The organism is Nocardia sp. NPDC049149 (assembly GCF_043197455.1).
Lineage (GTDB): Bacteria > Actinomycetota > Actinomycetes > Mycobacteriales > Mycobacteriaceae > Nocardia.
The window spans coordinates 332,979-359,430 of the sequence record NZ_JBICTD010000003.1 but is presented as its reverse complement, the minus strand read 5'-3'; the positions used below and the strand labels follow the sequence as shown (position 1 = coordinate 359,430).

Below are 26,452 nucleotides of genomic sequence, written 5' to 3'. Positions count from 1 at the left end.
AATACTGGACGACTGTGACTGACAGCAGCACCGCCGGGATCGGGTCAGCGCCCGCTCCCGGCGGCCCGGAAAAAGCGCCTGCGACCCCGCGCTGGAATTGGTCGTGGCTGCGGGTGACCGGCTCGGTGGGTCCGCTCGGCATCGCCACCGCGGTGCTGTGGCTCAGCATCATCGTGCTGCTTCCGCTGGCCGCGCTCACCGTGACCTCCTTCGACGAAGGCTGGTCCGGGTTCGTGGATGCGGTCACCGCGCCCGCGGCGCTGGACTCGCTGCGGATCACCGTGTTCGTCTCGGTGGTGGTCGCGCTGATCAACGTGGTGATGGGCACGCTCATCGCCTGGGTGCTCGTCCGCGACGAGTTCCCGGGGAAGGGCATTGTCAACGCGCTGATCGACCTGCCGTTCGCGCTGCCGACGATCGTGGCGAGCATCGTGCTGCTGTCGCTGTACGGGCCGCAGAGCCCGATCGACATCCACCTCAATGCCACTCAGCCCGGTCTGGTGGTGGCGTTGGCGTTCGTCACGCTGCCGTTCGTGGTCCGCTCGGTGCAGCCGGTGCTCATCGAGGTGGACCGCGAGGTCGAGCAGGCCGCGCTCTCACTCGGCGCGAACAACTGGACCACGTTCCGCCGCATCGTGTTACCGACCCTGGGCCCGGCGATCATCTCCGGTGGCGGACTGGCTTTCGCCCGCGCCATCGGCGAGTACGGGTCGGTGGTGCTCATCGGTGGCGCCATTCCGCGCGAGACCGAAATGGCCTCGCAGTACATCCAGAAGCAGATCGAGATCGACCGGCCGATCAACGCAGCAGCGGTTTCCGTTGCGCTGCTGGCCATCTCGTTCGCGACCCTGCTGGTGCTTCGCCTGCTTGCCGAGCGAAGCGTGCGTAAGGAGCAGGAGGCCCGGTGAATCTTTCTTGGCCTACGCGTATTTCGCTGCGGGTGGTGGCACTCGGGTATCTGTTCGTGTTGTTGGTGCTGCCGCTGGTGATCATTCTGTGGCGGACCTTCGAGAAGGGGGCCGGCGCGTTCATCGACTCGATCACCACGCCCGCCGCCATCTCGGCCTTCCAGCTGTCGTTGATCATCGTGGCGATCGTGGTTCCGGTGAACGTGGTCTTCGGGATCGTCACCGCGATCGCGCTGGTGCGCGGAAAGTTCCCCGGCCGCACCCTGGTTCAAGGGATCGTCGATCTGCCGTTCGCGGTGTCGCCGGTGGTCGTCGGTGTCGCGCTGATCCTGCTGTGGGGCGCGGGCGGCTGGTTCGGCGGACTGGAAGACCTCGGCTTCAAGGTCATCTTCAATCTTCCCGGCATGGTGATCGCCACCATCTTCGTCACGCTGCCGTTCGTGGTGCGTGAGGTCGAGCCGGTGCTGCACGAGATCGGCGACGATCAGGAACAAGCCGCGGCGACCCTCGGCGCCACTCGCTGGCAGACGTTCTGGCGAATCACGTTGCCCGCCATCCGCTGGGGCCTCACCTACGGTGTAGTGCTCACGGTGGCACGCTCACTCGGCGAGTTCGGCGCGGTGATCATGGTGTCGTCGGCGCTTCCCGGTAAGTCGCAGACCCTGACACTGCTGGTGCACGGCCGATACATCAACGACCACAACACCTTCGGCGCCTACGCGGCGGCGACCCTGCTGATGGGTATCGCGCTCGTGACCCTTCTGTTGATGACCCTCCTCGAACGCAAGCGGGGCACTAAATGATCACCGTGACCAATGCGAAGAAGAACTACGGTTCGTTCGCCGCGCTCGACGATGTCACCATCGACATCCCCTCCGGCGAGCTGACCGCCCTGCTCGGGCCCTCGGGATCCGGCAAGTCGACGTTGCTGCGTTCCATCGCGGGGCTGGAGTCGCTCGACTCCGGCATCGTGGTGATCGCGGGCAACGACGTCACCAGGGTGGCGCCGCAGAAGCGCGACATCGGTTTCGTCTTCCAGCATTACGCCGCGTTCAAGCACATGACGGTGCGTGACAACGTGGCTTTCGGACTGAAGATCCGCAAGCGCCCCAAGGCCGAAATCGCCAAGCGTGTCGACGAATTGCTGGGCATCGTTGGGCTCGATGGCTTCCAGCATCGGTATCCGGCGCAGCTGTCCGGCGGTCAGCGTCAGCGGATGGCCCTGGCCCGTGCGCTCGCGGTTGATCCGCAGGTGCTGCTGCTCGACGAGCCGTTCGGTGCGCTGGATGCCAAAGTCCGTGCTGATCTGCGAACCTGGTTGCGCAGGTTGCACGAGGAGGTCCATGTGACGACCGTGCTGGTCACGCACGACCAGGAGGAAGCGCTGGACGTGGCCGACAAGATCGCGGTGATGAACAAGGGCCGGATCGAGCAGTTCGGTACGCCTGAGGACGTATACGACCGGCCTGCAAACGAATTCGTCATGTCGTTCCTCGGTGCGGTGGCGCGGCTCAACGGACATTTGGTGCGGCCGCATGACATTCGCGTCGGTAGGGAGCCTGCGATGGCGTTGGCTGCGGATGAGGGCACTGCGGAATCGGCGGGTGTTACCAGGGCGACCGTTGAGCGGGTGGTGCACTTGGGGTTTGAGGTGCGCGTTGAGTTGCGCAATGCGGCTACCGGTGATTTGTTCGCTGCGCAGGTGACTCGTGGTGATGCGGAGGCTCTTCGTCTCACCGATGGTGAAACCGTCTATGCCCGTGCTACCAGGATTCCGGAACTTCCTGCGCACTGATTTCCCGTTGTGGCGGTAAGTGCGGTTTTGGTGGTGGGTTGCGTTGGGAGACTTCAGGTTTAGGGATCTCGGGGAGGTGTACTTTGCTCCGCGGGTTTGACGGTCTCCTGGCGAGTGCGGCCGTCTCGGGGTTTGCACTGGATAGCGTGGTTGCGTCGTGTGCCGTACCCGGCTGACCTCCGCAGTTGGTCACGGGTTCTCTCGTCCCAGGGCGGGTTGCTTGGCTGTGGTCCGGTCCAAAGATCTTTCAGAAGTGATCTTGGGAAGTTGACGGGAGTCCTATGGTGGCCGTTTTCAGGCGCACGGCAACCATATGACTCCCGCCAACGACGATCAGCAACCATTTCACTCCCGTCAACGGGTCAACAACCATTTCACTCCCGTCAACGCAGGCGGCAACCACTCGAATCCGCGAACGGTGATCTTGAAATGTTGGCGTGAGAGAAATGGTGCGTGTCGCGACGCGCCGCAACCATTTCTCTCACGCCAATGCGAGGCGTGCTACTTCAAAGGAGGTCCGGCGCGAGAGTTGTTGCAGCCATGTCCCGTTCGCGCGCGCTGAGGCTGACGAGTGGTACATGGTGGAGGCGTTTACGGCGTGTCGCCTCCACCATGTACCACTCGTGAGAGCGCTTCTCGCCCAACGGGACACGGCAGGGGTTACTGCATGGCGGGGCGGGGCTAGTGGGGCCATGGGACTGGTGCGTTCGTGGTGGACTGTCACCTCTGGTCGTTGGCGGCGTCGTAGGAGTCGCGGGCTGCGTGCACTTCGTCGATGTGCGTTTCGGCCCAGCCCTTGATGGTCTGCATCACCGGGAGCAGCGAGTATCCGAGTTCGGTCAGCTCGTAGTCGACGCGTACCGGCACCGACACGGTGACCGTGCGTGCCACCAATCCGTCACGCTCGAGATTGCGCAGCGTTTGGGTGAGCATCTTCTGGCTGACGCTGGTCAGGCGGCGACCCAGGTCGCTGTAGCGCTGCGGGCCTGCGGCGAGCGCGTTGATGGCCAGGCTCACCCACTTGTCGGTGATTCGGTCCAGCAGCTGCCGGGCGGGGCATTCGGCGAGGTAGGCGTCGTAGGTGGCGCTCGCCTCGGTCCGGCGTTGCGCGACGGTGCGTGTCGACACCGGGCACTCCTTCAGGTTCCTTAGGCACTCCAAGGTGCGTACTTCCCATTGGAGAGTAACACTCCATAATTTGTGTACATGACGATACGAAAGACGATGCGGGCGGTGATCGCCCGCGGATATGGCGGACCCGACGTGCTCGAGGTCATCGAGGTGCCGACACCCGAACCCGGCCCGGGGCAGGTGCTGGTCCGTGTCGAAGCGGCAACGGTGAATCCTGTCGATGTCGCCACCCGGTCGGGCGCGCTGGTCGACGCGGGGCTGATGGCTGCCCGTCCGATTACCGGCATCGGTTGGGACGTCGCCGGTGTCGTCGACAAAGTCGGGCCTGCGGTTGCCGCTTTCGCGGTGGGGCAGCGTGTGATCGGACTGCGGGACCTGCTCGACTCCTCGCTCGGCGCATACGCCGACTACATCGTGCTCGACGCGGCCGCGGTGGCTCCGACGCCTGCCGAAGTGCCGTCGACTGACGCGGCGACGCTGCCGTTGAACGCGCTGACCGCTGGGCAAGCCCTCGATCTGCTCGGTCTGAGCGCGGGCAGCACGGTGCTGGTGACCGGCGCTGCTGGCGCTGTCGGAGGATTCGCCGTCGAACTGGCAGTGCGTCGCGGCCTGCGCGTCGTCGCGCTCGCCGGTTCCGCCGATGAGTCATTCCTCCGCGGGCTCGGCGCCGAATGGATCGTCGACCGCGACACCGACGACCTGGCAACACACCTGCGCCGGCTGGTTCCGGGCGGTGTCGATGCCGCACTGGACACTGCCGGGCTGGGGATACGCGCACTGGCCGCGGTGCGCAACCGCGGTGCCTTCGCCTCCGTGATGGGCGGACCGCTGCTGACGCCGTTGCGTGGCATCAGAATCCATCAGGAATGGATCAGCTCCGACGGAGCGGCCTTGGCCGAACTCGCCACTGCCAACCTGACGTTGCGGGTTGCGGAGACCCTGCCGCTCGAGCGAGCCGTCGAAGCGCATCGCCGACTCGAAAAGGGCGGGTTACGCGGCCGGCTCGTGCTGACGCCGTACTGATCCTCGATCGTAGTGAGCCGCATGGTTTTTGCACCGATGGTTGGAGCGGGTTGCGCGGTCGGCTCGTGCTGAGCCTCGATCGTGGTGGGCTGCGTGATTCGTTCGCGCACCAGAGGTTGGAGCGTGCGCGGCAGGGTCGTGCTGACGTCGGGCCGAGCCTCGATCGTGGTGGGCCGCATGGTTCGTTCGCGCACCAGAGGTTCGGGCGTGCGCGGCAGGCTCGTGCTGACGTCGGGCCGAGCCTTGATCATGGTGGGCCTCATGGTTCGTTCGCGCACCAGAGGTTGGTCTCGATGCCGGACTTCGGGTCTAGATACGACGAAGTGGTGTCGCGATGTGCCAGCCCGGCGGCACAGAGTGTGCTGAGGCATTGCTGATCTTGTGCTGGCGCAACGGGATCGGCGGGTCTGCGGCGGATGACGCCGACCCGGAATCGGGTGTGTCGTTGCGGCGGTGCGCGTTCCGGTGGGGCATACGGGATCGCCGGCGCGGGGGAGCGTCGTGTCGGTGAATCGGTGGGCACAGTATCCGCTCTTCGGGGGTCGCGTGTCCGGCGATTGGGGATTGTTAGGGGCTATCACTGCATGTTGGAACGTGTATTCGTGTCAGGTTCCCCCAGTGCGACCGGTTCGGTTAATGGGGCAGGAGCACCCTTGAATGTCGGCGTGTCGCAAGAAGATCCGGGCGCTGTCGCCTGCGCCGCAGTCCAGGGCAGGTGACCAGGATGGATGCTTGCGCTATGCAACCTGTTACAAGACAGGCGGGCAGCGGACAATAGGGTGTCCGGTGGTTGGCAGGCGGGTCGCGGAGTGGTTGCGTGAACAGAGTTCGAAGCAAATCGGCTCGGCGATCAGGTGGATTGCGATGGCGGTTGGTCTCGGTTTGAGCATCGGCACGGTGAACACGGTTTCCGCTCTGGCGGAGGAAGGTTCAGCGAAGGCTCCGCCGGGGCGCCGATGGGCCCAGCGGTCCCGATCCATCACCCGCCGCACCACCCTCACCTTCGACAGCACCGGCTTGGCGCGCGTCGGCATGATCCCGCGGCACGGGCGCGCGATCACCGAATTCGCTGATCTCACGCAACGTTCCATCATGTCGGCCAGGGTCGGCCACCGCGCGCTGTCGCCCGCGGACCTGGTTGCGGTGGTCGCGGAGAGCCTGATCACCGAGGCGCTGTTCGATCACCCCAACCACGACGCAGGCGTCGGCATCGCGCTGACTTACCCGGCGCGCTATACCGAGTCGCACATCGGCGACCTGCGCGCAGCACTGGACGCCATCGGACTGGCGCACGTCGCGTTGGTCGCCGAGCCGGTTGCCGCGGCGACCTGGCTCGAATCCGACCGCGGTCCACTCATGCCGGGACTCGCACTCGTTTATGACCTAGGCGGTGCCAGTCTCGACATCACCCTGGTCCGGGTCGGCGCGGGGTGTCCGAACAACCCGATCGTCGGCGAGCCGCTGCGCTCCGCCGAATTCGGCGGGCGGGCCTTCGGTGCGCTGGTCGCTTCGCGGGCCGGGCACGGACTGCCCGCGGCCTCCATCTCCGGCACGGTCATCGGCACGACCGCCGACGAACTGCGCACCAGGCATGTGCGCGCCTCCTTGGAGCTGGTCTACAAATGCCTGCGGATCGCGGACGTCACCATGGCCGATGTCGACTGTGTGCTCGTGGTCGGCGGCGCGGCGCGACCGGTGGAGGTGGCCCAGGTGCTGGCGGGCGAGCTGGCCCGGCCGGTGATCACCGCGCCCGATCCCGAACGAACCATTGCGGACGGCGCGGCGATCATCGGCCGCAGGGCCGCCGTGGCCGCCGAGGCATCGGCGGGTAAGCAGCACGGCAAGCGGCGCAGGACCGGGGCGCATCGGCGGGCGGCAACCAGGGCGTTGGTGCTGTCACGGCGGACCAAGCGCAGGTTGACCAGGGTGGCGTTGGCGGCGGGACTGTCGGTCGCGGGCGTTGGTCTCGCGCTCGCGTTGCCCGCGGACGGCGTCATCGTCGGCCTCGCTCAGTTGGCGGCCTTCAAGTTCTACTGAGCGGAAGTCGGCGGGGTGTTTCGGCGGCGACTGCGACGAGGGCGGTCGCCGCCGAACTTCTCTTTGATCGGGCGCTCAATCGTGATCATGGCCTTGGCCTGGGGTGTTGTGCAGAATCTGCTCGGCGTACCGTGAGTCTCAGTTGACGCGACAGTCTGTACCTGTAACTATTGGGTACAGGTAAACGTCCTACGAGAGAGGCAGGGACGACGATGTCTACAGCCGTGCAGCCCCCGGTCGACCCCGATCTGGAGAAGGCGCAGGAGTACGCCGCAACCCTGCTGCTGCTCTCCGAAGGCTCGGTCAACAAGCACTTCGACCCGTACGAGGACATCGACTGGGACAACCCCGACTTCGCCGTGGATGCAGGGGAGCAGCGGTGGATCCTCCCGGTCTCGGCCGATCCGCTCGGCCGCCACCCCTGGTACCTGGCGCAGTCGGACGAGCGCAAGATTCACATCGGCAAGTACCGCCAAGCCAACGTCGCCAAGGTCGGTCTGCAGTTCGAATCCATCCTGATCAGCGGCATGGCCACGCACAACTTCGGCCTGCCCAACGGCTCGCCCGAATTCCGCTACTGCTCCCACGAGATGATCGAGGAGCACAACCACACCCTGATGTTCCAGGAGATGGTCAACCGGATCGGCGAGGACGTGCCCGGCATGGGCCCGCTGGTGCGTCAGTTCAAGTACCTGGCCGCCCCGGTCGCCGGGTTGTTCCCGAACCTGTTCTTTATGGCGGTGCTGGCCGGCGAGGAGCCGATCGACCACATCCAGAAGGCGATCCTGCGCTCGGGCGAAGAAGTGCACCCGATCATGCGCGGCGTCATGGCGATTCACGTCGCCGAGGAGGCGCGCCACATCTCGTTCGCTCATGAGTTCTTGAAGAACCATGTGCCCCAGCAGAATCCGGCCAACAAGTTCGTGCTGTCGATCGCAATGCCGATCGTCATGTTCATCCTCGGCCGCTCGATCTTCACCCCGCCCCGGTCCTTCTGGCGCGAGTTCGACATCCCGGACTACGTGCGCAAGGAGCTGTTCTACGGGACGAAGGAAGCCAAGCAGGGGTTCAGCGACTTCTTCGGTGACGTGCGCACACTGGCCAACGACATCGGCCTGATGAACCCGGTCGCCAAGGCCGTCTGGAAGCTGCTCAAGATCGACGGCCACACCACGCGCTACCGCTCGGAGCCGATGCGCGCGGCGAAGGCCGGCTGACGTGCCCTACATCGTCACGCAGTCCTGCTGCAGCGATGCGTCGTGTGTGTATGCCTGCCCGGTGAACTGCATCCATCCGACGCCGGACGAGCCCGACTTCCTGACCGCGGACATGCTGTACGTGGACCCGAAGGCGTGTGTCGATTGCGGCGCGTGCGCCACCGCGTGCCCGGTGGACGCGATCGTGTCGTCGAAGAAGCTGACCGACGAGCAGCAACCGTTCATCGAGATCAATGCCGACTTCTACCGGCAGGTCAGGCCGCGGCCGCTGCTGGCAAAGCCGGTGCCCGCGGCCGAGATTCGCACCGAGCGCCACCCCCTGCGGGTGGCGATCGTCGGGTCCGGTCCTTCGGCGATGTATGCGGCCGACGAGCTGCTGACCCAGCCCGACGTATCGGTGACCGTGTTCGATCGGTTGCCGGTGCCCTACGGGCTGGCCAGGCACGGCGTCGCGCCGGATCACGGCAAGACCCGCAAGGTGAGCGAGCTGTTCGACCTCATCTCGGCGCAGCCCGGTTTCGGTTCCTACCTGAATGTCGAAGTGGGCGGGCATGTTTCGCATGCGGAGCTGCTCGACCATTTCCACGCGGTGATCTATGCCGTCGGCGCGTCCTCGGACCGCAAGCTCGACATCCCCGGTGAAGGGTTGCCGGGCACGATCTCTGCCACCGACTTCGTCGCCTGGTACAACGGGCATCCCGATCACGCCGATCATGTCTTCGATCTCTCGCAGCAGCGGGTGGTGATCGTCGGCAACGGCAATGTCGCGCTCGACGTCGCGCGCATCCTGACCAGTGATCCGGAATCGTTGGCGCACACCGATATCGCGCCCTACGCGCTGCGGGCGTTGCGGGAGAGCAAGATCGAGGAAGTGGTCATTCTCGGCCGCCGCGGTCCGCTCGAATCCGCCTTCACCGTCCCGGAATTCGTCGGCCTGCTCGGCGCGGATGTGGACATCGCGATCGAGGGTGAACTGCCCGAGGTGACCGAGGGTCTGCCGTACCAGGTCGAGCAGAAGCTGCGGTTGCTGCACAGTGTCGGTAGTCGGCCGTTCGGTGAGCGCAAGCGAATCGTGTTCCGCTACTTGACTTCTCCCACCGAGATCGTCGGCAGCGACCGGGTCACCGGCATCGAGGTCAGCCGCAACGAGCTCGTCACCGATGCCGACGGCCGCACCCGCGCCGTCGCGACCGGTGCGACCGAACGTCTCGACACTGGCCTGGTGCTCACCTCGGTGGGTTACCGCGGCGTCGCGCTGCCCGGCCTGCCGTTCGACGAGCAAGCCAGCGTGATCCCAAACCTGAACGGGCGTGTGCTGGAACGCGTCGAAGGCGCCGTGCTGCCAGGCACCTACGTCACCGGCTGGATCAAGCGCGGCCCCACCGGCTTCATCGGCACCAACAAGTCCTGCGCGCAGGAGACCGTGCAGCAGTTGGCCGACGATTTCAATGCCGGTCGCCTGGCTGAACCCAGCGGCACCGCAACGGAATTCGATCGCATGATCCGGCAGCGGCAGCCGGCCGTCCGCGCTACCGGCGCCGCCAAGCGTCCCGGCCGGGTGCGCAAGCTCCTAGCCCGCTCCTGACAGGCCCCTCGCGGAACCACACGGTTCCGCGAGGTTTCGTCACCATCGACGCCAGCGTCGCCGTCGATGGTGGACAACCCCGGTGATCGGTCACGTGACGAAGACGTGTGCCGTACCGGGGTGTTTTTGTGCGCGGGGCGGGATTCGGTGCGGGGCCCCGAGTTTCGGGGCCTTGTCGGGCTGCGGGCAACCCACGACGATGAGCAGGTTGCACACTCGGGCGCCGGGAGTTGTCGCCGGGCGCATGCCAGGAGCTCCACTCGGCCCAACCTATTCGAGAGTCGGTAGTTGATGGGAAATCTGCGGAAAACTGTCCCGGTCGCGCTGGTGCTCGCCGCCGCCGGTCTGGTCATGAACGCGCCACAATCAGTGGCGGCGACTGGGATCTCAGCCAGCGTGGTTTATGCAGGCGGCGGGATCTCCAACGGGATCGGGACCGGCTGTAACTACCTGGCCATTGCCAACACCAACAACGGCGATCACGTGGCCTTCTACGACAACGGGGTCTGGTTCGCCGGGGCGAACAGGGTCCCGGACAAGTCGTTCTCGGCCACCTGGATCCCGGCAACGCCTGGACAGCACACCATTTTGACCACCAATGGCAGTGAGTCCGCCACCGTCACCTTGGACGTTCGCCCAGGGATCAATCTGGGCAGCTCCTGCGCGGTGATCTAGGGCCGGGTTCGACGGTCCAAACACGCCACTGCCCCGATTTCCGTTGCGGTGGTTGCCGATTCCTCCGCTGGACACCGTTCCAGGCGGGAGCGATCGTGGGGACCGGTGTCGGGTCGGCCCCCACGTACTCGGACGGATCGCACACCGCGATCCGTCCGAGCTTTTTTGTAGCGTCTACTGCGCGGTGAAGCCGCCGTCGATGGCTAGTGCGGCGCCGGTGACGAAGCTGGCTTCGTCGCTGAGCAGGTACGCGCAGAACGACGCGATCTCCTCAGGCCTGCTGATGCGGCCGAGCGGGTGCAGCGCGGCGATGGCCGCCTCACCCTCGGGTGTCGCACCCATCGAATTGCGGAAGGCGGGGGTGTCGATCGCACCGGCGATCAGCGCGTTCACACGGATGCCTTGCGCCGCTGATTCCAGCGCGACCGCTCTGGTCAAGCCGACGACGCCGTGCTTGGCCGCCACATACGGTGCGACCGAGCCCATTCCGACCACGCCGAGATTGGACGCGTTGTTCAGGATTGCGCCGCCCCCGGAGGCGGCCAGCGCGGGCACCTGGTGGCGCAGACCGTAGAACACGCTGGTCAGGTTGAGTTCCAGGTCGGCACGCCAGCCTGCCTCATCGATCTCGGCGATCGGCCCGAAGGCGTTGATGGCACCCGCGTTGTTGAAGGCGGCGTCGAGTCGGCCGTATTCGGTGAGCGCCGCCTGGGTGAGTCGCGCCACATCCGCCTCGACGGTGACGTCGGTCGGCACGAACAGTGCCCGTCCGCCTGCTGCGCGGATCTCGGCCGCCACGTGCTCGCCCGCGTCCTTGCCTCGGGAACCGAGCACCACGGCGGCGCCTTCGTTTGCCACGCGCAATGCGACCGCCTTGCCGACGCCTGAGCTTGCACCCGTGATCAGTACGACCTTTGTTGCGAAACGTGTCGACATGTTGTCGATTTCCCTTCTCGTTCTTGCGATCTCACCTCGGTGGTGGTGATCGCATACGTTGAGTCAACGCGGAACGAGTGGGTTGTGCTGGCGGGAATACGACATGGAGTTGATGCGTCATGTATGAGCCGGGGGACGGTGTCGGCACTCTCTTCGTCCAGGATCTCCACGCGCTCTGGTGTGCCCGGCGAGGCTGATCTTGTGCGCGGAAGTCGAAAGTCTTTAAGGAGCGCTAAAGCCGAATTAATAGCGTCGGCAATGGTTTGGTTACCGACCAGTCAGTGTTTAAATGTGATTTATGGTTCTGTGGGTGAGTCCGGTCGACGGTCGACTTTTGGGCAATTGTCCGGATCGCTGTGGGGTAACGGGATCACGTTGCGCGCCTTTGCATCGACCCGTGTCGAGAGGGCTGAACACTTCGCCCGAAAGGTATCTACGCAGGTGACATAGATCATTGCAATCGGGAGCTAAACGTTTTACGCCAGACTTCTCCCGTTCATATCAATTCCACATCCTTCCAGCGAGTCGAACAGCTAATCTGTGCTCGCTGTTTGGAAGACGACCGCGGCCACATGGTTCTCTGTGTGATGGACGTGGTCTCGGTACGTTGACGGGATAGCAAATGACCACAGGTCTGGGTTTCAGCATCGGCGCAGTGAACTCCATGACGGCTTCGGCGGCCGGAGTGCGAACCAGGCCCGTCGTGCGCAGCAGGCGCACCGCGGTGACGTTCGACAGCGCGGGTGGGCTGCGGATCGGTGGGATTCCCCAATTCAGCATGGCGGTCACGGATTTCGCCGACCTGAGCCTCGACCCCGAGCCGCTGATCGTCGGCGGGCGCATCTGGTCGGCCGCGAACCTGGTCGCCGCCGTCGTGAACGGCCTGCGCGACGCTGAGCCGGCCGCCGCCGAGTCGGGCGCCGTAGCCACCTATCCCGCAACATATTCCGACAGAGAAGTGGCCTTGCTGCGGCAGGCGCTCGACCTGTCCGGTGCGCGCGAGGTCGAGCTGGTGCCCGAACCCGTCGCCGCCGCCGAATGGCTCGAATACGAGCACGGCCCGCTGGAACCCGGCTTCGTGCTGGTCTACGACCTCGGCGGAACCAGCCTCGATGTCACCATCGTGCGCGTCGGCCCGGACTGGGTCGACCACCCGATGGTCGGAAAGCCGGTGCGCTCCTACGACTTCGGCGGCAGGCCGCTCGGCGCGATGATCGCGCGCTACGCCCACGACAGCGGGCCGGAGGCGTCGGTGCCGCTGACGATGCTGTCGATGATCGACATCGACGGGCTGCGCACCGCGCATGTGCACGACACGCTCGATGTGGTGCGTTCGGTGGTGCGCTCGGCCGACCTCACCCTGTCCGATATCAGCCGCATTCTGGTGATCGGCGGCGCCTCACGGCCCGCCGAGGTCGCCCGCACCCTCGCGGAACTCGGCCGCCCCCTGGTGGTTTCGGCCGACCCCGGTCACACCGTCGTCGCGGGCGCCGCGCTCATGGCCGCCCGCAGCATGGCGCTCGCCGCGGCGGGCGGGCGGTCGCATGCGCCGCGGGTCGCCGTATTCTCCAGCGCCGCCGTGGTTTCCGCGGTCGCCATGTCCGCGGTGACGGTCTTCGGCAGCCCGACCGAACCCGAGGCGGCGGCGCCGATGTTCGATCACTTCCCCGGCACGGATTCCTCGACCGACACGCTGTTGTACGACACCAGCCTGGACCGCCCGGCCGACGGCCACGATGCGTGGGTGGCGACACCCGCAGGATGGATGTCGCGTTCGCTGGCATCAGGCGCCATTGCCCCGCGTCCGTCCGCATACGGGCTGTTCATCACGCCTGCGGCGCACAGCAGCACGCTCGGCCCCAGCGTGGCGGAGTCTCGTAGCGGCAGCCGCGTCGACCCCAGGGACATCAACCCGCACGACGGACGGACCTACGCCGACCCGGCCTACTTCATCAACCCGCTGCCCTTCCAGCCGACCCCGATTCCCGGCCAGCTCCCCGCCATCCCACCCGTCCATCTGCCCCCGGTCGGCACCCCGATCGCCGGTGTCCCCGGCGTGCCGACGGTCAGCCTCCCCGGCACGATTCCTGGTGTACCCCAAGTCAACCCGCCCGCAGTGGTACCAGACCCGGTAGCCGCGCCCCCCGCTCAACCGGCCACTCCGGCGACCGGCACCGGCACCACCCCGACCTCGGGAACAACAACCGGCACCGGCACTACGCCTGCCGACACCACGAGCACTTCGGGGAACACGACATCCGGCGGCACCACCTCGGGTGGTACTACTTCGGGTGGCACCTCATCGGGCGAGACGTCGACGGGCACGTCCTCCGGCAACACGTCGACCGGCAACACGTCGACCGGCGAAACCTCCTCCGGTGGAAGCACTTCCAGTGGAAGCACTTCCGGTGGCACCTCGTCCGGTGACCATTCGTCGAGCGGCGGCACCTCCTCCGGCGGCAGTACCTCCGGCGGAACCTCTTCTGGCGGAAGCACGTCCGGCGGCACCTCGTCATCGGGCGCCAGCACGTCCGGCGGCACCTCCTCCAGCGGCAGCACCTCCAGCGACAGCACCTCCTCGGCCTCCACCGGCGGCTCGACATCCAGCGGCACCTCAGCCTCCAGCGGCGCCTCCTCGAGCAGCGAATCCTCCGGCGGCACCTCCTCCGGCGGCACCTCCTCCGGCGGCAGCACATCCCGAAACTAGTTCGAGCCAAGCCCCTTGCGCCGCCCGTCAGCGGCAGTTCGACTGCCTCCGTTGGCAACTCGGCGTGGAGGCGTCGGGTTCTAGCGGTGCCTCCTCGGGCGGCAACTCCTCCGGTGGTGAGTCCTCTGGTGGTGGTGTATCGCGAACTAGCCCCGCCTCCCGCGTATCCGCACCCATTCTGGAGTTGGTCGATTGATCACGAGGCACTGGTGGCGGCATCGCCCGAGTAGCCCCCGCCACCAGTGCCCCCTCGACGTGAAACCATCCCCTTTGATCCCCGCATGCCGGGATCGCTGGTGCCTCTGCGGTCGGTGAACGCGGCCAGCGCGGCCCGACGCCGAAATCCGCACCCTTACTGGGAATCCGCACGTCTACTGGACGTCCAGAACCAGTGCGGATCCACAGAACGAGTGCGGATTCGAGGCTTCGATCATGGACCCCTGAGCCTGCACGGTCGGCCATGCGGCGTTTTCGGTAGGGCTGGTGGAGTGGGACGGCCAAACCATTCTCGGCGGTGCTGGCGAGGAGGTGTCGTGATCGTCTGGTGGGTGAGCAGGCTTGCTGGACTGGACGGCGGCGCACATTCGCCGAATCGGTGCGCTTCGGGTAGGTGCCGACGTGCCGCACAAATGATTCCGATGCGGTTGGTGGATGGTGGGGCCTAATCGGTGGTGTGCGTGCAGGTCTCGGTGTGGATTCTCGGATGACGGGTGGTGCGTATCGAAGGCACAATGGGCTGGTGGCAAGCGGGGGACCCCAGCTCATCGCGCTGGATGTGGACGGAACGCTGCTCGACACCGGTAGTCCGGTTAGTGAGCGCGTGGCCAATGCTGTGCGTGCGGCCGTTGCGGCGGGTGCGCATGTGGTGATCACGACGGGGCGGACGGTGCTGACGACTCGGCCGGTGCTTACCGAGCTCGGTCTGATCGAAGGGCACGCGCTGTGCTCGAACGGTGCGGTGCACGTCGATGTGGCCAAGGGGGTGCCGATTACCGTGCAGGACTTCGATCCGGCGCCCGCGGTCGCCGCATTGCGTGCCCTGATCCCCGAGATGATTTTCGCGGTGGAGAAGGTCGGCGTCGGGTACTGGGCGACTGGCGTCAGTCCGGGGGAGTACTCGATCGGCGAATACCTGCTCGTCGACGATGGTGCGCTGAGCAGCGAGCCGACCCCGCGGCTCAACGGTTGGTGGCCACAGGGTTCGCTCGACGAAATGCTCGGCCTGCTCGGCAAGCTGCACGTGCCCGGCGCCAGTTGGGTGCATGGCGAATTCGGCCCTTGGCTGACCGTTTCCCGCCAGGGTGTGTCGAAAGGTTGGGCCCTGGAACGCCTTCGCCTCGCCCTCGACATCCCGCATGCCGCGACGCTGGCCATCGGTGACGGCTACAACGACCGCGAAATGCTCAGCTGGGCAGCACATTCCGTCGCCATGGCGAACGCCCCCACCGCCGTCCAAGATTTGGCCGACGAGGTAACCAGCACCGTCACGGACGACGGCGTCGCCACCATCCTCGAACGCTGGTTCACCAACTGACCACCACCTGATTCGCGTGTCGGCTCTGCCATGGCCCGTTGGCGTTCGGCGGGATCGATCGGGTGGGACATGGCCGAGCCAAGTTGTGTGTCGGCTCTGCGGTGTACCGATGGCACCCGATGGATAGCCGAGTTGCGTGTGTCGGCTCCGTCACGACCCGTTGGTGTTCGGCGGGACCGATCGGGCGGGGCATAGCTGAGCTGAGTTTCGCGTGTCGGCTTTGTCGTGTCCTGTTGGTGCTTGGCGGGACCGATCGAGTTCCCGGCGTGATCGAGCGGCCCGGTTGCGGTGGTGGTTCGGTCACGTTCCGTTGGGCAACTCGGCTCGAGGCGGACGCGCTGCGAGTGGTCTTTTGGTTGTGCTTTGTCGGCATCCCGTCTCGAGCGGACCTGTTGCGCTGGTGCCGGTTCGGTCAGACCTGTTCAGCAATCCACGCACGTGCGACGAGCCCCTGGTGATCAACTCAGGTCGATGCGCACCACCATCGGTGTGGTGGGTTCGGGGGAGCCTTCGGTGGGCTCGGTGGTGATCGTGATCTGGGTGGTGCCTGCGCGCAGGTCTGTGGCCAGCTCGGCGTGCGTGCCCGAGGTGTGCATCATCCCGGCGGACCAGGGGGTTCCGTCGGCGGGAATGGTCCACAGTTGGTAGCCGTGCCGATCATCCACGGCGGGTAGGCCGTTCGCCGACACCACCATCTTGCCGAGGCTGCGGGACAGCACCGCGGTCGCCATGCCGTTGCCGGTGACCACCCGCCCGGTTTTGGTGACCGCGTCGCGCGCGTCACGCACCTGCTCCATCGCAACGGTGGTTTCGCTCGCCGGTGTCCGGTCGACGAGGGCGAGCCCGCCGAGGACGACGACTATCACCGCTGCCGCTGCGGCGATGCCGATGGTGATCGAATGCGTCCACCAGCGACGGTCTTCTTCCGGATAGTCGTCGTCCGTCCATCCTTCCAGCGACGGCAGGATCGCCGTCCTGGTCAGGTCGTCCACCGCAGGCATGATCTGGGTGCTGCCGAGTGCCGTAGTGGAGGGCAATTGCCGGTGTGCGCCGAGGTCGGCGAGCACCCGATCCTTCAACGAGACCGCCGACATCGGTGTCAACGCGATCCCGAGCCGCGCCGCGACGGGGCGCAGGTCGGCGACCTCGGTGCGGCAGGCGCGACATTCGGTGAGATGCTCGTCGAAGGCGGCGCGTTCGTCGTCGTCCAATGCGTCGAGCACGTAGGCGCCGGTGCGGCTGTGGATCTCGGCGGTCATGGTTGCCCGGCCATCGCGTCACGCATGCGGATCAGCCCGTCGCGCATCCTGGCTTTGACCGTTCCGACCGGCTTGTCGAGTGCTTCGGATACTTCGTTGTCGGTGTAGCCGCCGTAGTAGGCGAGCACGAGTGAACGGCGTTGCAGCTCGGTGAGTTCGTCGAGGGACCGGCGGACCGCGTCGTGTTCGATGCGATCCAGCGTGGTCTCCACGATCTCGTCGAAGCACCAGCGCAGTTCCGACTGCCCGGCGTGACTGTCGCAGCGGGTGTCGGCTTCGGCGGCGCGCACCCGATCCACGGCCCGGCGATGCGCGACCGTCATCGCCCACGGCAGCACCCGCTGCCGCTGCGCGTCGAACTCCGGTGCCCGCTGCCAGATCTCCATCAGCACGTCCATGGTGACCTCTTCGGACCGGGCATGATCGCGCAAAACCCGGGTGGCGATGCCGAGCACCGGGCCCGCCACGATGTCGTAGAGCTCGGCGAACGCCTCCTCGTCGCCGCGCCCGACGCGGCGGATCAGCATCTCCGGAGTGTTCGTTGTGCCGCGCGCCGCATCGGCACCGTGTACTGCTCGGGCGGGGATGACCATAGGGTGTGTCCTTCCAAGCCTGACCAAGCCGGAAGCCGTTCACCTGACAACGGCGGATTGGCCCAGATCATATGATGCCCGCCGGTTCGCAACACCCCGGCTACCCCGCTGAACCCCGTGGACCTGCCACCTGGTGGCCCCGGCGCCCCACCCCCGCCGACGTCGGCAAACAACCAACCGGCTGCTGGATATCCTCGATCGAACTCGGAATCCGTTGCGGGACATGGCGCCTGCCTCAGCAACTGTTCAAACCGACCAGCATGAGCCGGTGGCGGAGCACATCATGCACCCGTCTCGCCTGAGCGCGCGATTCGCCGCCGTCGCACGGCGTGTCGCGGCTGTCCCGTGATAGCTCGCTCAGCACTGCTTCTCTGAGACCCACAAATGCTCCGTACGGTCCGCAGAGGCCAGAAGCCCTGTGAACCGTACGGAACATCTGTTGGACCGCAGCGGCCATGCGCGCCGCAGCGTCTGCGGCGCGCTGGCCTTGACTTATGCAGGTCCGGTCTTGGCGAGAACCTCGAGGTAGTGCGGGTTCGTCATCAGGCCGAGGACGTTGCCGAACGGGTCGACGACGGAGGCGGTGACGAAGCCTTCGCTGTGCGGTGTGATCGGGTCGTATTCCGTGGCGCCCAAGGCAAGCAGGCGGTCGAAGGTGGCCTGCAAGTCGTCGACGTGCCAGTTGACGATGGCGCCGCCGGGGCCCTTGGTGGCGCGGGCCGGTGCAAAGGCGCGGTTGATGATGCCGAATTCGTGCAGGTAGTCACCGATCCGGAACTCGTAGTAGCCACCGGGAACGTGGAAGTAGGGCTCCTGCCCGAGGAACTCGGTGTACCAGTCCTTCGCGGCCTCCAGGTCGTCGGCGTAGAACGTGCTCGTCGCCATTCCTCGCAGCATGTCGGGTCTCCTTCATCGGTTCGTGCTTGCTTGTAAAACCATCATCCGAGTTAAAGTGCGCACCGAATGAGCACTTTTTCCGGCAAAATTGTGCGCATGCGAGCGGACAGGTTGGTGGCGATCCTGCTGATGATGCAGACCCGAGGGCGGGTGACCGCCGCGGAGGTCGCCGGGGAGTTGGAGACATCGGTCGCGACCGCGCGCCGTGATCTGGAGGCGCTGTCGGCCGCGGGTGTCCCGGTGTATCCGCAGCCGGGTCGGGGCGGGGGGTGGTCGCTGGTCGGCGGGGCACGCACCGACCTCACCGGTTTGACGGCGGGCGAGGCGCGAGCGCTGTTCCTGTTGGCGGGTCCGTCGGCGGGCTCGGTCCCGGAGGCGAAATCCGCGCTACGCAAGTTGGTGCGCGCGCTGCCGCAGACCTTCCGCACCGATGCCGCGGCCGCCGCCGATGCCGTGGTGATCGATCCGGCTCGCTGGGGTGCGACGAATCGGGAGCTGCCGCCGGTCGTCGCGCTCTTGCAACGAGCGGTGGTGCAGCGCAACAAGGTTCGCCTGCGCTACGCCAGTAAGGGCGGCGAACACACGGAACGTCTTGTCGACCCGTTGGGCCTGGTCGACAAGGACGCCATCTGGTATTTCCTCGCAGGCACCGACCGTGGCCAGCGCACGTTCCGCGTCGACCGCATCGCCGAGGCGATCGTCACCGACGAAACTGCCCACCGCCCAGCCGATTTCAACCTTGCGACCGCCTGGGACGCGGTGGTCGACGAGATGGAGCAGCGCCGCGCCACGACCGCGGCGACCGTCCTCATCTCCGAGCGTCTGCTGCCGATCCTGCGCAATCAGCAAGGCAGGCACTGCGTCGTCGACGGCCCGATCGCCGATGGTCGTATCCGCGTCCAGGTCACCGCGCCCACCGCCTGGATGCTGGCCCAGCAGTTGGCGGGTTGGGGCGCCGACATCGAGGTCGTCGAACCCGAGTCGGTCCGCGCCGAACTTGCTCGGATCGGCGCCGAACTCGTCACGGCGTATCAGCCCTGACCCCACCTTCCCCACTTCTGACTCAGTGATGTTCCACTCCTTGGCGGCATAGCCGCTGCACCGCGCACTATGGTGACGTTTCTGGATGATGCCGCAGCCATGTTCTCATCCGATCAGCGGTGCGCTGCCCAATGTGTCCGTACGTTCGTATTCGAAATATTTCGTGGAAGAATAGAAGTATGTCCGAGTCCATATCCGCCGGAAATGAGCAACCGGGTACCGATCAGCGCCTCGCGAAGGGCGCGCGCTCCCGCGCGTCGATCGCCAGACACGCCGCCGATGTCGCGTCCGTCGAGGGTTTGACCGGCGTGAGCATCGGCAGGCTTGCCACCGACCTCGGCCTGAGCAAGAGCGGCATCGCGACCCTGTTCGGCAGCAAGGAAATGCTGCAACTGGCCGCAGTGAAGGCGGCCAACGAGGTGTTCATGGACGAAGTGATCAAGCCTGCCCTGTCCGAGCCGAGCGGCATGCCACGGCTGCGGGCGCTGGTCGAGCGCTGGTTCGCTCAGGTCGCCGCGCCTGCCTTCCCTGGCGGCTGCTTCCGGGTGGCCACGCTCGCCGAGTTCGACAGCCGGCCTGGCCCGGTCCGCGACGCCATCGCCGAGGGCAACCGCGATTTCCTCGCCTTCCTCTCCAACGAGATCCGGCTCGCCCAGGATCAAGGCCACCTCACCGACCGCAATGCCGACGTCGTCGCCTTCGAGCTCGACGCGGTGCTGGGTGCCGCCCACTCCGCGCACCAGATGGGCAACGAGTGGGGCGTGGCCACTGCCCGCTCCATTGTCGACAACCTGATGAGCTGAAACCTTAGGCAGACAGGGTCAGCGTGCCCGCGATCGCGGCGTCGTAGCGGTCCCAGATTATTTCGGTGAGCGCGGGATGCGGCCCGATCACCTCGGCGTGCGTGAGGTTCGGGGCCGCGGCGATCAGACGATCGGTGAGCAGGCCAGGCGCCAGGAACCACGGCGCGACGAGGATGTTGTCGGCACCACCGGCGTGCAGGCGGGAAATCGCTTGGGACACACTCGGTTCCGTGGTGACGAAGCAGATCTCGGCGAGATGCCCGGTCCGGCGGGCCAGGCGCCGCGCCACCTCGGCGGTGCGGGCGTTGGCGGCGGCGGAGGAGGAACCCACCGCGGCCACCGCGATGCCGACACTGCTGTGTGACCAGGCCAGCGGATCATGTGTCACCTCGAGCAGCCCGCACGCCTCCGAAACCCGGTCGCGCAGCGCGGAGATCAGCCGGTTGTCGGGTCCGAGCACATCGGCCTGCGTCAGGTGCAGGTGCGGATGCCTGGCCTGCGCGACAGCAAGCAGTTCAGGCAGGTCGACCCGCGCGTGAAATGCGTCGCCGAGCAACACAGGCACGACCACCGCACGGGTATGTCCCTTGCGCGCAATGGCATCGACGACCTGCTCGACCGAGGGCGCGCTGAGGTCGAGAAACGCCAGCCGCACATCCACATCCGGCCGTCGGGCCGCGACCTGGGCGACGGCGGCCCCCATGGTCGCTGCGGAGCGCGGATCCCGGCTGCCGTGCGTAACGGCGATCAGCGCAGGCAGGTCTCGCATTACCGCCACCTCGTCTTCGCCAGAGTGTTCCCACCGCGACTCTCGGCGGCCCGTGTGCTTGTTTACTGCCGCAACAATGTTAGGTGGCGCCGCGGCCGCCCGCGATTCCGTCGCGGCCCCCGGCGCAGGTACGCCGTCGAACGGTGTCATCCGAGGCCCCCCTTCCTCTCAGACTCCGGTGCCGACCTCGACCGCCGACAGCACGTCGCCGACGAGCCCGGCGGCGAGGGTATTGCCGCCGGACGGGTCGATGAGCAGGAAGCTGCCGGTGTGCCGGTTCACCCGGTAGTCGTCGACCGCGAGCGGCTCGGCGACGCGCAGGGAGATGCGGCCGATATCGTTGAGCACCAACGACTCCGGGCTCGGATCGGCGATCAGGCGCTGCTCGTCGAAGCGCTCGAGCAGCGCGCCGACGATGGCTTGGGTGGTGCGGGTGCCGTGCTTCAAGAGCAACCGGGCGCCTGCCCGCAGCGGCTTGTCACCCAACCAGCAGACGGTGGCGTCGAAGGTGTCGATCGGCTCCGGCGCATCGGCGACCGAGGCGATGATGTCGCCACGGGAGATGTCGACCTCATCGGACAGGATCAGAGTGACGCTGCGACCTGTTTGCGCCACCGCGAGTTCGCCGTCCGGGGTGTCGATGCGCTCGACCGTGGTCCGAATTCCGGAGGGCAGCACCACGACCTCGTCGCCGGGCGCGACCGCACCCGCGGCGATTTGTCCGGCGTAGCCGCGGTAGTCGGGGTATTCGGCGGTGCGCGGCCGGATCACGTACTGGACCGGAAAGCGAAGGCCCAGCGTGTGAGTGCCGGTGCTGTCGGCATCGACCGGCACCGATTCGAGGTGCTCGATCAGTGAAGGGCCGCTGTAGTAGGGCGTGTTGTCCGAGCGGGTGGCGATGTTGTCGCCGTGCAGTGCGGAGACCGGGATCTCGAGCACGTCGTCGTCGGACCAGCCGAGAGTGCGGGTCAGCTGGTTGAATTCGGCCGAGATGTCGGCGAATACGGTTGCCGCGTCGTCGACGAGGTCGATCTTGTTCACCGCGAGCACCAGCTTCGGCACCCCGAGTAGCGCGAGCACTGCGGCGTGCCTGCGGGTCTGCTCGATGACACCCTTGCGTGCGTCGACGAGCAGGATCACCAGCTGCGCGGTCGACGCACCGGACACCGTGTTCCTGGTGTACTGCACGTGCCCGGGGGTGTCGGCGAGGACGAAAGACCGCTGCGGCGTGGCGAAATAGCGGTAGGCGACGTCGATGGTGATGCCCTGCTCGCGTTCCGCGCGCAGCCCGTCGACGAGCAACGAAAGATCCGGCGTGGCAAGACCTTTGTCGACCGACGCGCGGGTGACGGCGTCGATCTGGTCGGCCAGTACGGATTTGGTGTCGTAGAGCAGGCGTCCGACCAGGGTGGACTTGCCGTCGTCGACAGAACCGGCGGTGGCCAGCCTCAGTAGGTCGGACATATCAGAAATATCCCTCTCGCTTGCGGTCTTCCATCGCGGCCTCCGACACTCGGTCGTCGCCACGGGTCGCACCGCGTTCGGTCAATCGGGACGCGGCCACCTCGGCGAGGATCGCCGCGTTGTCGGCCGCGTCGGAAAGCACGGCGCCGGTGGACGATCCGTCGCCGACGGTGCGATACCGCACCGACAGCGTCTCCAGCACCTCGTCCTCGCGCGGTCCGCCCCAGACGCCAGGGGTCATCCACATGCCGTCGCGCTGGTAGACCGGACGCTGATGCGCGTAGTAGATGCTGGCCAGGTCGATGTCCTCGCGGGCGATGTAGCGCCAGATATCCAGCTCGGTCCAGTTGGACAGCGGGAACACCCGGACGTGCTCACCAGGCGCGTGCCGCCCGTTGTACAGGTTCCACAGCTCAGGGCGCTGCCGCTTCGGATCCCACTGCCCGAAGGCGTTGCGCAGCGAGAAGATTCGCTCCTTGGCGCGCGAACGCTCCTCGTCGCGGCGGCCGCCGCCGAACACCGCGTCGAAGCGGTGCTCGCTGATCGCGTCCAACAAGGGCACGGTCTGCAAGGGGTTGCGGATGCCGTCCGGACGCTCGGTGAGCCTGCCGTCGGCGAGGTAGTCCTCGACCTTGGCCACGTGCAACCGCAGCCCGTACCGCTCGACGATCTTGTCCCGGAACTCCAGCACCTCAGGCAGGTTGTGCCCGGTGTCGACGTGCAACAGCGCGAAAGGCAGCGGCGCGGGCCAAAAGGCTTTGAGCGCCAGGTGCAGCAGCACAGTGGAGTCCTTGCCGCCGGAGAACAGGATCACCGGCCGCTCGAACTCGCCGGCCACCTCGCGGAAGATATGGATGGACTCGGACTCCAGCGCGGCGAGGGTGTCGAAATCGCTGATGCCGAAGGCGCGTTCGGTGCTCGGGGATGCGCCGATGAGTTCGTTCGAAGGCTCGCTCACAAAGGTCTCCGTCATGACTGGTGTAACCCGCATTCGGTCTTGGCGAGGCCGGCCCAGCGGCCGCTTCGCGGATCGGATCCCGGCTCCGGCTTCCGCGTGCACGGAGCGCAGCCGATGGACGGATATCCTTCTTCCACAAGAGGATTGACGAGGATGCCGTGTGCCTCGATATAGGCCTGCATCTCGTCGTCGGACCATGCGGCGATCGGATTGATCTTCACCAGCCCGAACGCCTCGTCGAACGAGATGAGCGGCGCGTTGGCGCGCGTCGGCGCCTCCACCCGGCGGATGCCGGTGACCCAGGCGTTGTAGCCCGACAGCGACTTCTTCAGCGGGACAACCTTGCGCAGCCTGCAGCATTCACCCGGATCACGCCCGAACAGATCCTTACCCAGCAACTGATCCTGTTCAGCGACAGTATGTTCCGGACGCACGTTGACCACGTTCACCCCATACACCGCTTCAACGGCGTCCCTGGTGCCGATCGTCTCGGCGAAGTGATAGCCGGTATCGAGGAACAACACATCCACACCCGCATGGACCTGCGCGGCCAAATGCACCAGCACACCGTCCTGCATATTCGAAGCGACGATGTAACCACCACCGAAGTTGTCCTCGGTCCACTGCAGCAGATCCAGCGCGGACGCATCCGGACCCAGGTCGGCGGCGCCCTTTTCAGCGATGGCCCTGAGCTCGTCCTCGGCCAACTTTGCCACCAGTTCTGTTGTCACAGTTGATCTCCCGTCACCAGCACACGTGCTTGTCGCAAGCGAGGCTCATCGCAGATCTGCCTCGTCGGCACGAACGGTCCACTGGGCGAACCGCTCGCCGTCCTCGCGGTGCTTGATGAAATTGCGCACCACCCGCTCGATGTAGTCACCGAGCTCGTCGCTGGTCACCTTGTGCTGACGCAGCTTTCGCCCGAAAGCGCTGTCGAAACCAAGGCTGCCGCCGAGGTGAACCTGGAAGCCCTCGACGTGATTCCCGTCGCCGTCGTCGACCAGCTGACCCTTGAACCCGATGTCGGCGATCTGGGCACGCGCGCACGAGTTCGGGCAGCCGTTGATATTGATGGTGACCGGAACATCCAGTTGCGCATTGAGATCCGCCAGCCGCTCCTCGAGCTCGGGCACCAGCGCCTGGGACCGTTTGCGGGTCTCGGCGAAGGAGAGCTTGCAGAACTCGATCCCGGAGCAGGCCATCAGGTTTCGCCGCCACAGCGACGGACGGGCCTGCAGTCCGAGCGGCGCGAGCTCATCGATCAGCGCGTCGACCTTGTCGTCGGCCACGTCGAGCACGATCAGCTTCTGATACGGCGTGAACCGGATGCGATCGGACCCGATCCGCTCGACCGCGTCGGCGACCTTGGTCAAGATCGTGCCCGAGACCCGGCCTGCGATGGGGGAGAAGCCGATGGCGTTCAGCCCGTTCTTCAGCTTCTGCACGCCGACGTGGTCGATCGGCTTGGTCGGCTGCTCCGGCGCCGGGCCGTCGATCAGCTTGCGCTTCAGGTACTTCTCCTCGAGCACCTCGCGGAACTTCTCGATGCCCCAGTCCTTCACCAGGAACTTCAGCCGCGCCTTGGTCCGCAGCCTGCGGTAGCCGTAGTCGCGGTAGAGCGAGACAACGGCCTCCCACACATCGGGCACCTCGTCGAGCGGCACCCACACGCCGACGCGTTGCGCCAGCATCGGATTGGTGGAAAGCCCGCCGCCGACCCACAGGTCGAGGCCTGGCCCGTGCTCGGGATGATCCACCCCGATGAACGCGATGTCGTTGATCTCGTGCACCACGTCCTGCTGGCCCGAGATCGCGGTCTTGAACTTGCGCGGCAGGTTGGAGTACTCCTTCTTGCCGATGTAGCGGCGCACGATCTCGTCGATCGCCGGTGTCGGGTCGATGATCTCGCCGAACGATTCACCGGCCAGCGGCGAGCCGAGGACAACGCGCGGGCAGTCGCCGCACGCCTCGGTGGTCTTGAGGCCGACCGCTTCGATCCGCTTCCAGATCTCCGGAACGTTCTCCACCTCGATCCAGTGGTACTGCACGTTCTCGCGGTCGGAAAGGTCGGCGGTGTCGCGGCCGAACTCGGTGGAGATCTGGCCGAGGGTGCGCAGCTGCGCGACGCTCAGCGCGCCCGCGTCGCAGCGGATGCGCATCATGAAGTATTTGGCCTCGAGCAGGTCGATGTTCTCGTCGCCGGTCCAGGTGCCGTCGTAGCCCTGCTCACGCTGGGTGTAGAGGCCCCACCAGCGGAATCGGCCGCGCAGATCGCCCTTGTCGATGCTGTCGAAACCCGCCTTCGAGTAGATGTTCTCGATCCGGGCGCGGACGTTGAGCGGGTTGTCGTCCTTCTTGGACTGTTCGTTCGGGTTGAGCGGTTCGCGATAGCCGAGCGCCCACTGTCCTTCCGCTTTGCGGCGCACCGGCTTACCGGTGCGGGCGCGCGGGCCCGCCGGCGTTTCGGGACGCGGCCGGTCGGGCCGGACCCGGCGTTCGGAGGCGGGGCGATCCGGGCGGGCTGGCCGGGATTCAGGGTCGGACTGGTCGGTCTGACCGGCGTCGGTACTCGACGTCATGGGGTCGCTCCTGCAAGTTTTTTGGTGATATATCCGTCTGGCGGCGCGAGGGGCTGAGCTCGCACCTGCGGTGTCAGCGGAGGCGATGAAGCCGATATGAAAGTCGCCGGATAGACCCGGGAAAGGGCGCCGCTGAGCTACCGAGAAGAGATGGGCAGACAGCAGGCACTACAGACGCGCTTGTAGTCGACGTGGCGACGTGCCACAAGTCGTACTCCCAATGCGCGCATGAAGCTTATTGTGCCATGTCAGCGGCCGCCTTCCGACCGCGCGTCGGTATTTTCCGGATTTTTGCGGGAAATCCCCTGGACCATTGACCTGATCTGTGACGGCCGTCATAGATCACCACGCACCCGCGTCGGGTGATATGACCGCTGGGTCCGAAGTGAACCGCACCACTGCGTCCGTACCCGACCATTGCCGATTGACCTGTCCAACGACAGCCAGGTCGCAGGCCGGTACACCACCGCGGCAACGTGGCGCGTTTGAACTGAGTTCAACACTCGAGTTGGCGGCCAAGGGCCTGCGCACCCGGCCAGCG

23 protein-coding genes are annotated in these 26,452 nt (G+C 66.2%); 12 read left to right on the top strand and 11 right to left on the bottom strand.

Annotated features, from left to right (window positions below; translation table 11 throughout):
* The first annotated feature begins 14 nt into the window (after window positions 1-14).
* Genes cysT through ACGFNJ_RS12510 form a run of 3 tightly spaced genes read left to right on the top strand, consistent with a single transcriptional unit; the run spans window position 15 to window position 2,703 of the window.
* Window positions 15-908 carry a sulfate ABC transporter permease subunit CysT gene (gene cysT / locus ACGFNJ_RS12520; protein WP_393446562.1) on the top strand — a complete coding sequence of 298 codons (894 nt, stop codon included), beginning with the start codon at window positions 15-17 and terminating at the stop codon, window positions 906-908.
* Complete coding sequence (cysW, locus tag ACGFNJ_RS12515) at window positions 905-1,711, top strand: sulfate ABC transporter permease subunit CysW (protein ID WP_393446559.1); 807 nt, start codon at window positions 905-907, stop codon at window positions 1,709-1,711. The genes cysT and cysW overlap by 4 nt, the downstream gene beginning before the upstream one ends.
* Window positions 1,708-2,703 carry a sulfate/molybdate ABC transporter ATP-binding protein gene (locus tag ACGFNJ_RS12510; protein ID WP_069167915.1) on the top strand — a complete coding sequence of 332 codons (996 nt, stop codon included), beginning with the start codon at window positions 1,708-1,710 and terminating at the stop codon, window positions 2,701-2,703. Before cysW ends, ACGFNJ_RS12510 begins: the two co-directional genes overlap by 4 nt.
* Window positions 2,704-3,423: 720 nt before the next feature.
* Here the strand turns inward: ACGFNJ_RS12510 and ACGFNJ_RS12505 are convergent.
* Window positions 3,424-3,831 (bottom strand): winged helix-turn-helix transcriptional regulator, encoded by a 408-nt coding sequence (locus ACGFNJ_RS12505; RefSeq protein WP_393446555.1) that lies wholly within the window; start codon window positions 3,829-3,831, stop codon window positions 3,424-3,426.
* Between the two features lie 78 nt (window positions 3,832-3,909).
* Between ACGFNJ_RS12505 and ACGFNJ_RS12500 the strand changes: the two genes are divergently transcribed.
* The 5 genes from ACGFNJ_RS12500 (at window position 3,910) to ACGFNJ_RS12480 (ending at window position 10,371) form a co-directional block, all read left to right on the top strand.
* Window positions 3,910-4,857, top strand: coding sequence for an NADP-dependent oxidoreductase (locus tag ACGFNJ_RS12500; protein ID WP_393446552.1), 948 nt, complete (start codon window positions 3,910-3,912; stop codon window positions 4,855-4,857).
* 864 nt (window positions 4,858-5,721) lie between these two features.
* The gene (locus ACGFNJ_RS12495) at window positions 5,722-6,894 is read left to right on the top strand and encodes an Hsp70 family protein (RefSeq protein ID WP_393446549.1); all 1,173 of its coding nucleotides are present in this window, start codon (window positions 5,722-5,724) and stop codon (window positions 6,892-6,894) included.
* Between the two features lie 212 nt (window positions 6,895-7,106).
* On the top strand, window positions 7,107-8,111 hold the full coding sequence (locus ACGFNJ_RS12490) for a diiron oxygenase (RefSeq protein ID WP_393446546.1): 1,005 nt from the start codon (window positions 7,107-7,109) through the stop codon (window positions 8,109-8,111).
* Window position 8,112: 1 nt separating this feature from the next.
* Window positions 8,113-9,696: an FAD-dependent oxidoreductase gene (locus tag ACGFNJ_RS12485; protein WP_393446543.1), complete on the top strand. Its 1,584-nt coding sequence runs from the start codon at window positions 8,113-8,115 to the stop codon at window positions 9,694-9,696.
* A gap of 291 nt (window positions 9,697-9,987) precedes the next feature.
* On the top strand, window positions 9,988-10,371 hold the full coding sequence (locus ACGFNJ_RS12480) for a hypothetical protein (protein ID WP_393446540.1): 384 nt from the start codon (window positions 9,988-9,990) through the stop codon (window positions 10,369-10,371).
* Between the two features lie 174 nt (window positions 10,372-10,545).
* Here the strand turns inward: ACGFNJ_RS12480 and ACGFNJ_RS12475 are convergent, their stop codons facing one another.
* On the bottom strand, window positions 10,546-11,307 hold the full coding sequence (locus ACGFNJ_RS12475; protein WP_393446537.1) for an SDR family NAD(P)-dependent oxidoreductase: 762 nt from the start codon (window positions 11,305-11,307) through the stop codon (window positions 10,546-10,548).
* 622 nt (window positions 11,308-11,929) lie between these two features.
* Between ACGFNJ_RS12475 and ACGFNJ_RS12470 the strand changes: the two genes are divergently transcribed.
* Both ACGFNJ_RS12470 and ACGFNJ_RS12465 read left to right on the top strand, forming a co-directional pair.
* The gene (locus tag ACGFNJ_RS12470; protein WP_393446534.1) at window positions 11,930-14,014 is read left to right on the top strand and encodes an Hsp70 family protein; all 2,085 of its coding nucleotides are present in this window, start codon (window positions 11,930-11,932) and stop codon (window positions 14,012-14,014) included.
* A gap of 739 nt (window positions 14,015-14,753) precedes the next feature.
* Window positions 14,754-15,548 (top strand): HAD family hydrolase, encoded by a 795-nt coding sequence (locus ACGFNJ_RS12465; RefSeq protein WP_393446531.1) that lies wholly within the window; start codon window positions 14,754-14,756, stop codon window positions 15,546-15,548.
* Between the two features lie 458 nt (window positions 15,549-16,006).
* Here the strand turns inward: ACGFNJ_RS12465 and ACGFNJ_RS12460 are convergent, their stop codons facing one another.
* From ACGFNJ_RS12460 to ACGFNJ_RS12450, 3 genes are all read right to left on the bottom strand, one after another.
* Entirely contained in the window at window positions 16,007-16,807 is an 801-nt protein-coding gene (locus ACGFNJ_RS12460; protein WP_393446528.1) for an anti-sigma factor domain-containing protein, read from the bottom strand.
* On the bottom strand, window positions 16,804-17,400 hold the full coding sequence (locus ACGFNJ_RS12455) for a sigma-70 family RNA polymerase sigma factor (RefSeq protein ID WP_393446525.1): 597 nt from the start codon (window positions 17,398-17,400) through the stop codon (window positions 16,804-16,806). The genes ACGFNJ_RS12460 and ACGFNJ_RS12455 overlap by 4 nt, the downstream gene beginning before the upstream one ends.
* Before the next feature lie 492 nt (window positions 17,401-17,892).
* Window positions 17,893-18,297, bottom strand: a complete 405-nt coding sequence (locus ACGFNJ_RS12450; protein WP_393446522.1) for a VOC family protein — start codon at window positions 18,295-18,297, stop codon at window positions 17,893-17,895.
* Between the two features lie 96 nt (window positions 18,298-18,393).
* Between ACGFNJ_RS12450 and ACGFNJ_RS12445 the strand changes: the two genes are divergently transcribed.
* Window positions 18,394-19,338, top strand: coding sequence for a helix-turn-helix transcriptional regulator (locus ACGFNJ_RS12445; protein ID WP_393446519.1), 945 nt, complete (start codon window positions 18,394-18,396; stop codon window positions 19,336-19,338).
* Between the two features lie 179 nt (window positions 19,339-19,517).
* The gene (locus ACGFNJ_RS12440) at window positions 19,518-20,141 is read left to right on the top strand and encodes a TetR/AcrR family transcriptional regulator (RefSeq protein ID WP_393446516.1); all 624 of its coding nucleotides are present in this window, start codon (window positions 19,518-19,520) and stop codon (window positions 20,139-20,141) included.
* Window positions 20,142-20,145: 4 nt separating this feature from the next.
* On the opposite strand, the gene ACGFNJ_RS12435 is transcribed toward ACGFNJ_RS12440, so the two are convergent.
* From ACGFNJ_RS12435 to ACGFNJ_RS12410, 6 genes are all read right to left on the bottom strand, one after another.
* Window positions 20,146-20,901, bottom strand: a complete 756-nt coding sequence (locus tag ACGFNJ_RS12435; protein ID WP_393447812.1) for a sirohydrochlorin chelatase — start codon at window positions 20,899-20,901, stop codon at window positions 20,146-20,148.
* Window positions 20,902-21,078: 177 nt separating this feature from the next.
* Entirely contained in the window at window positions 21,079-22,374 is a 1,296-nt protein-coding gene (locus ACGFNJ_RS12430; protein WP_393446513.1) for a sulfate adenylyltransferase subunit 1, read from the bottom strand.
* Between the two features lies 1 nt (window position 22,375).
* Window positions 22,376-23,347 carry a sulfate adenylyltransferase subunit CysD gene (cysD, locus tag ACGFNJ_RS12425; RefSeq protein WP_393446509.1) on the bottom strand — a complete coding sequence of 324 codons (972 nt, stop codon included), beginning with the start codon at window positions 23,345-23,347 and terminating at the stop codon, window positions 22,376-22,378.
* Complete coding sequence (locus tag ACGFNJ_RS12420; protein ID WP_393446506.1) at window positions 23,344-24,063, bottom strand: phosphoadenylyl-sulfate reductase; 720 nt, start codon at window positions 24,061-24,063, stop codon at window positions 23,344-23,346. Before ACGFNJ_RS12420 ends, cysD begins: the two co-directional genes overlap by 4 nt.
* A gap of 45 nt (window positions 24,064-24,108) precedes the next feature.
* Complete coding sequence (locus tag ACGFNJ_RS12415) at window positions 24,109-25,911, bottom strand: nitrite/sulfite reductase (protein WP_393446503.1); 1,803 nt, start codon at window positions 25,909-25,911, stop codon at window positions 24,109-24,111.
* Between the two features lie 137 nt (window positions 25,912-26,048).
* On the bottom strand, window positions 26,049-26,141 hold the full coding sequence (locus tag ACGFNJ_RS12410) for an Ms4527A family Cys-rich leader peptide (protein ID WP_393446500.1): 93 nt from the start codon (window positions 26,139-26,141) through the stop codon (window positions 26,049-26,051).
* Window positions 26,142-26,452 lie beyond the last annotated feature (311 nt).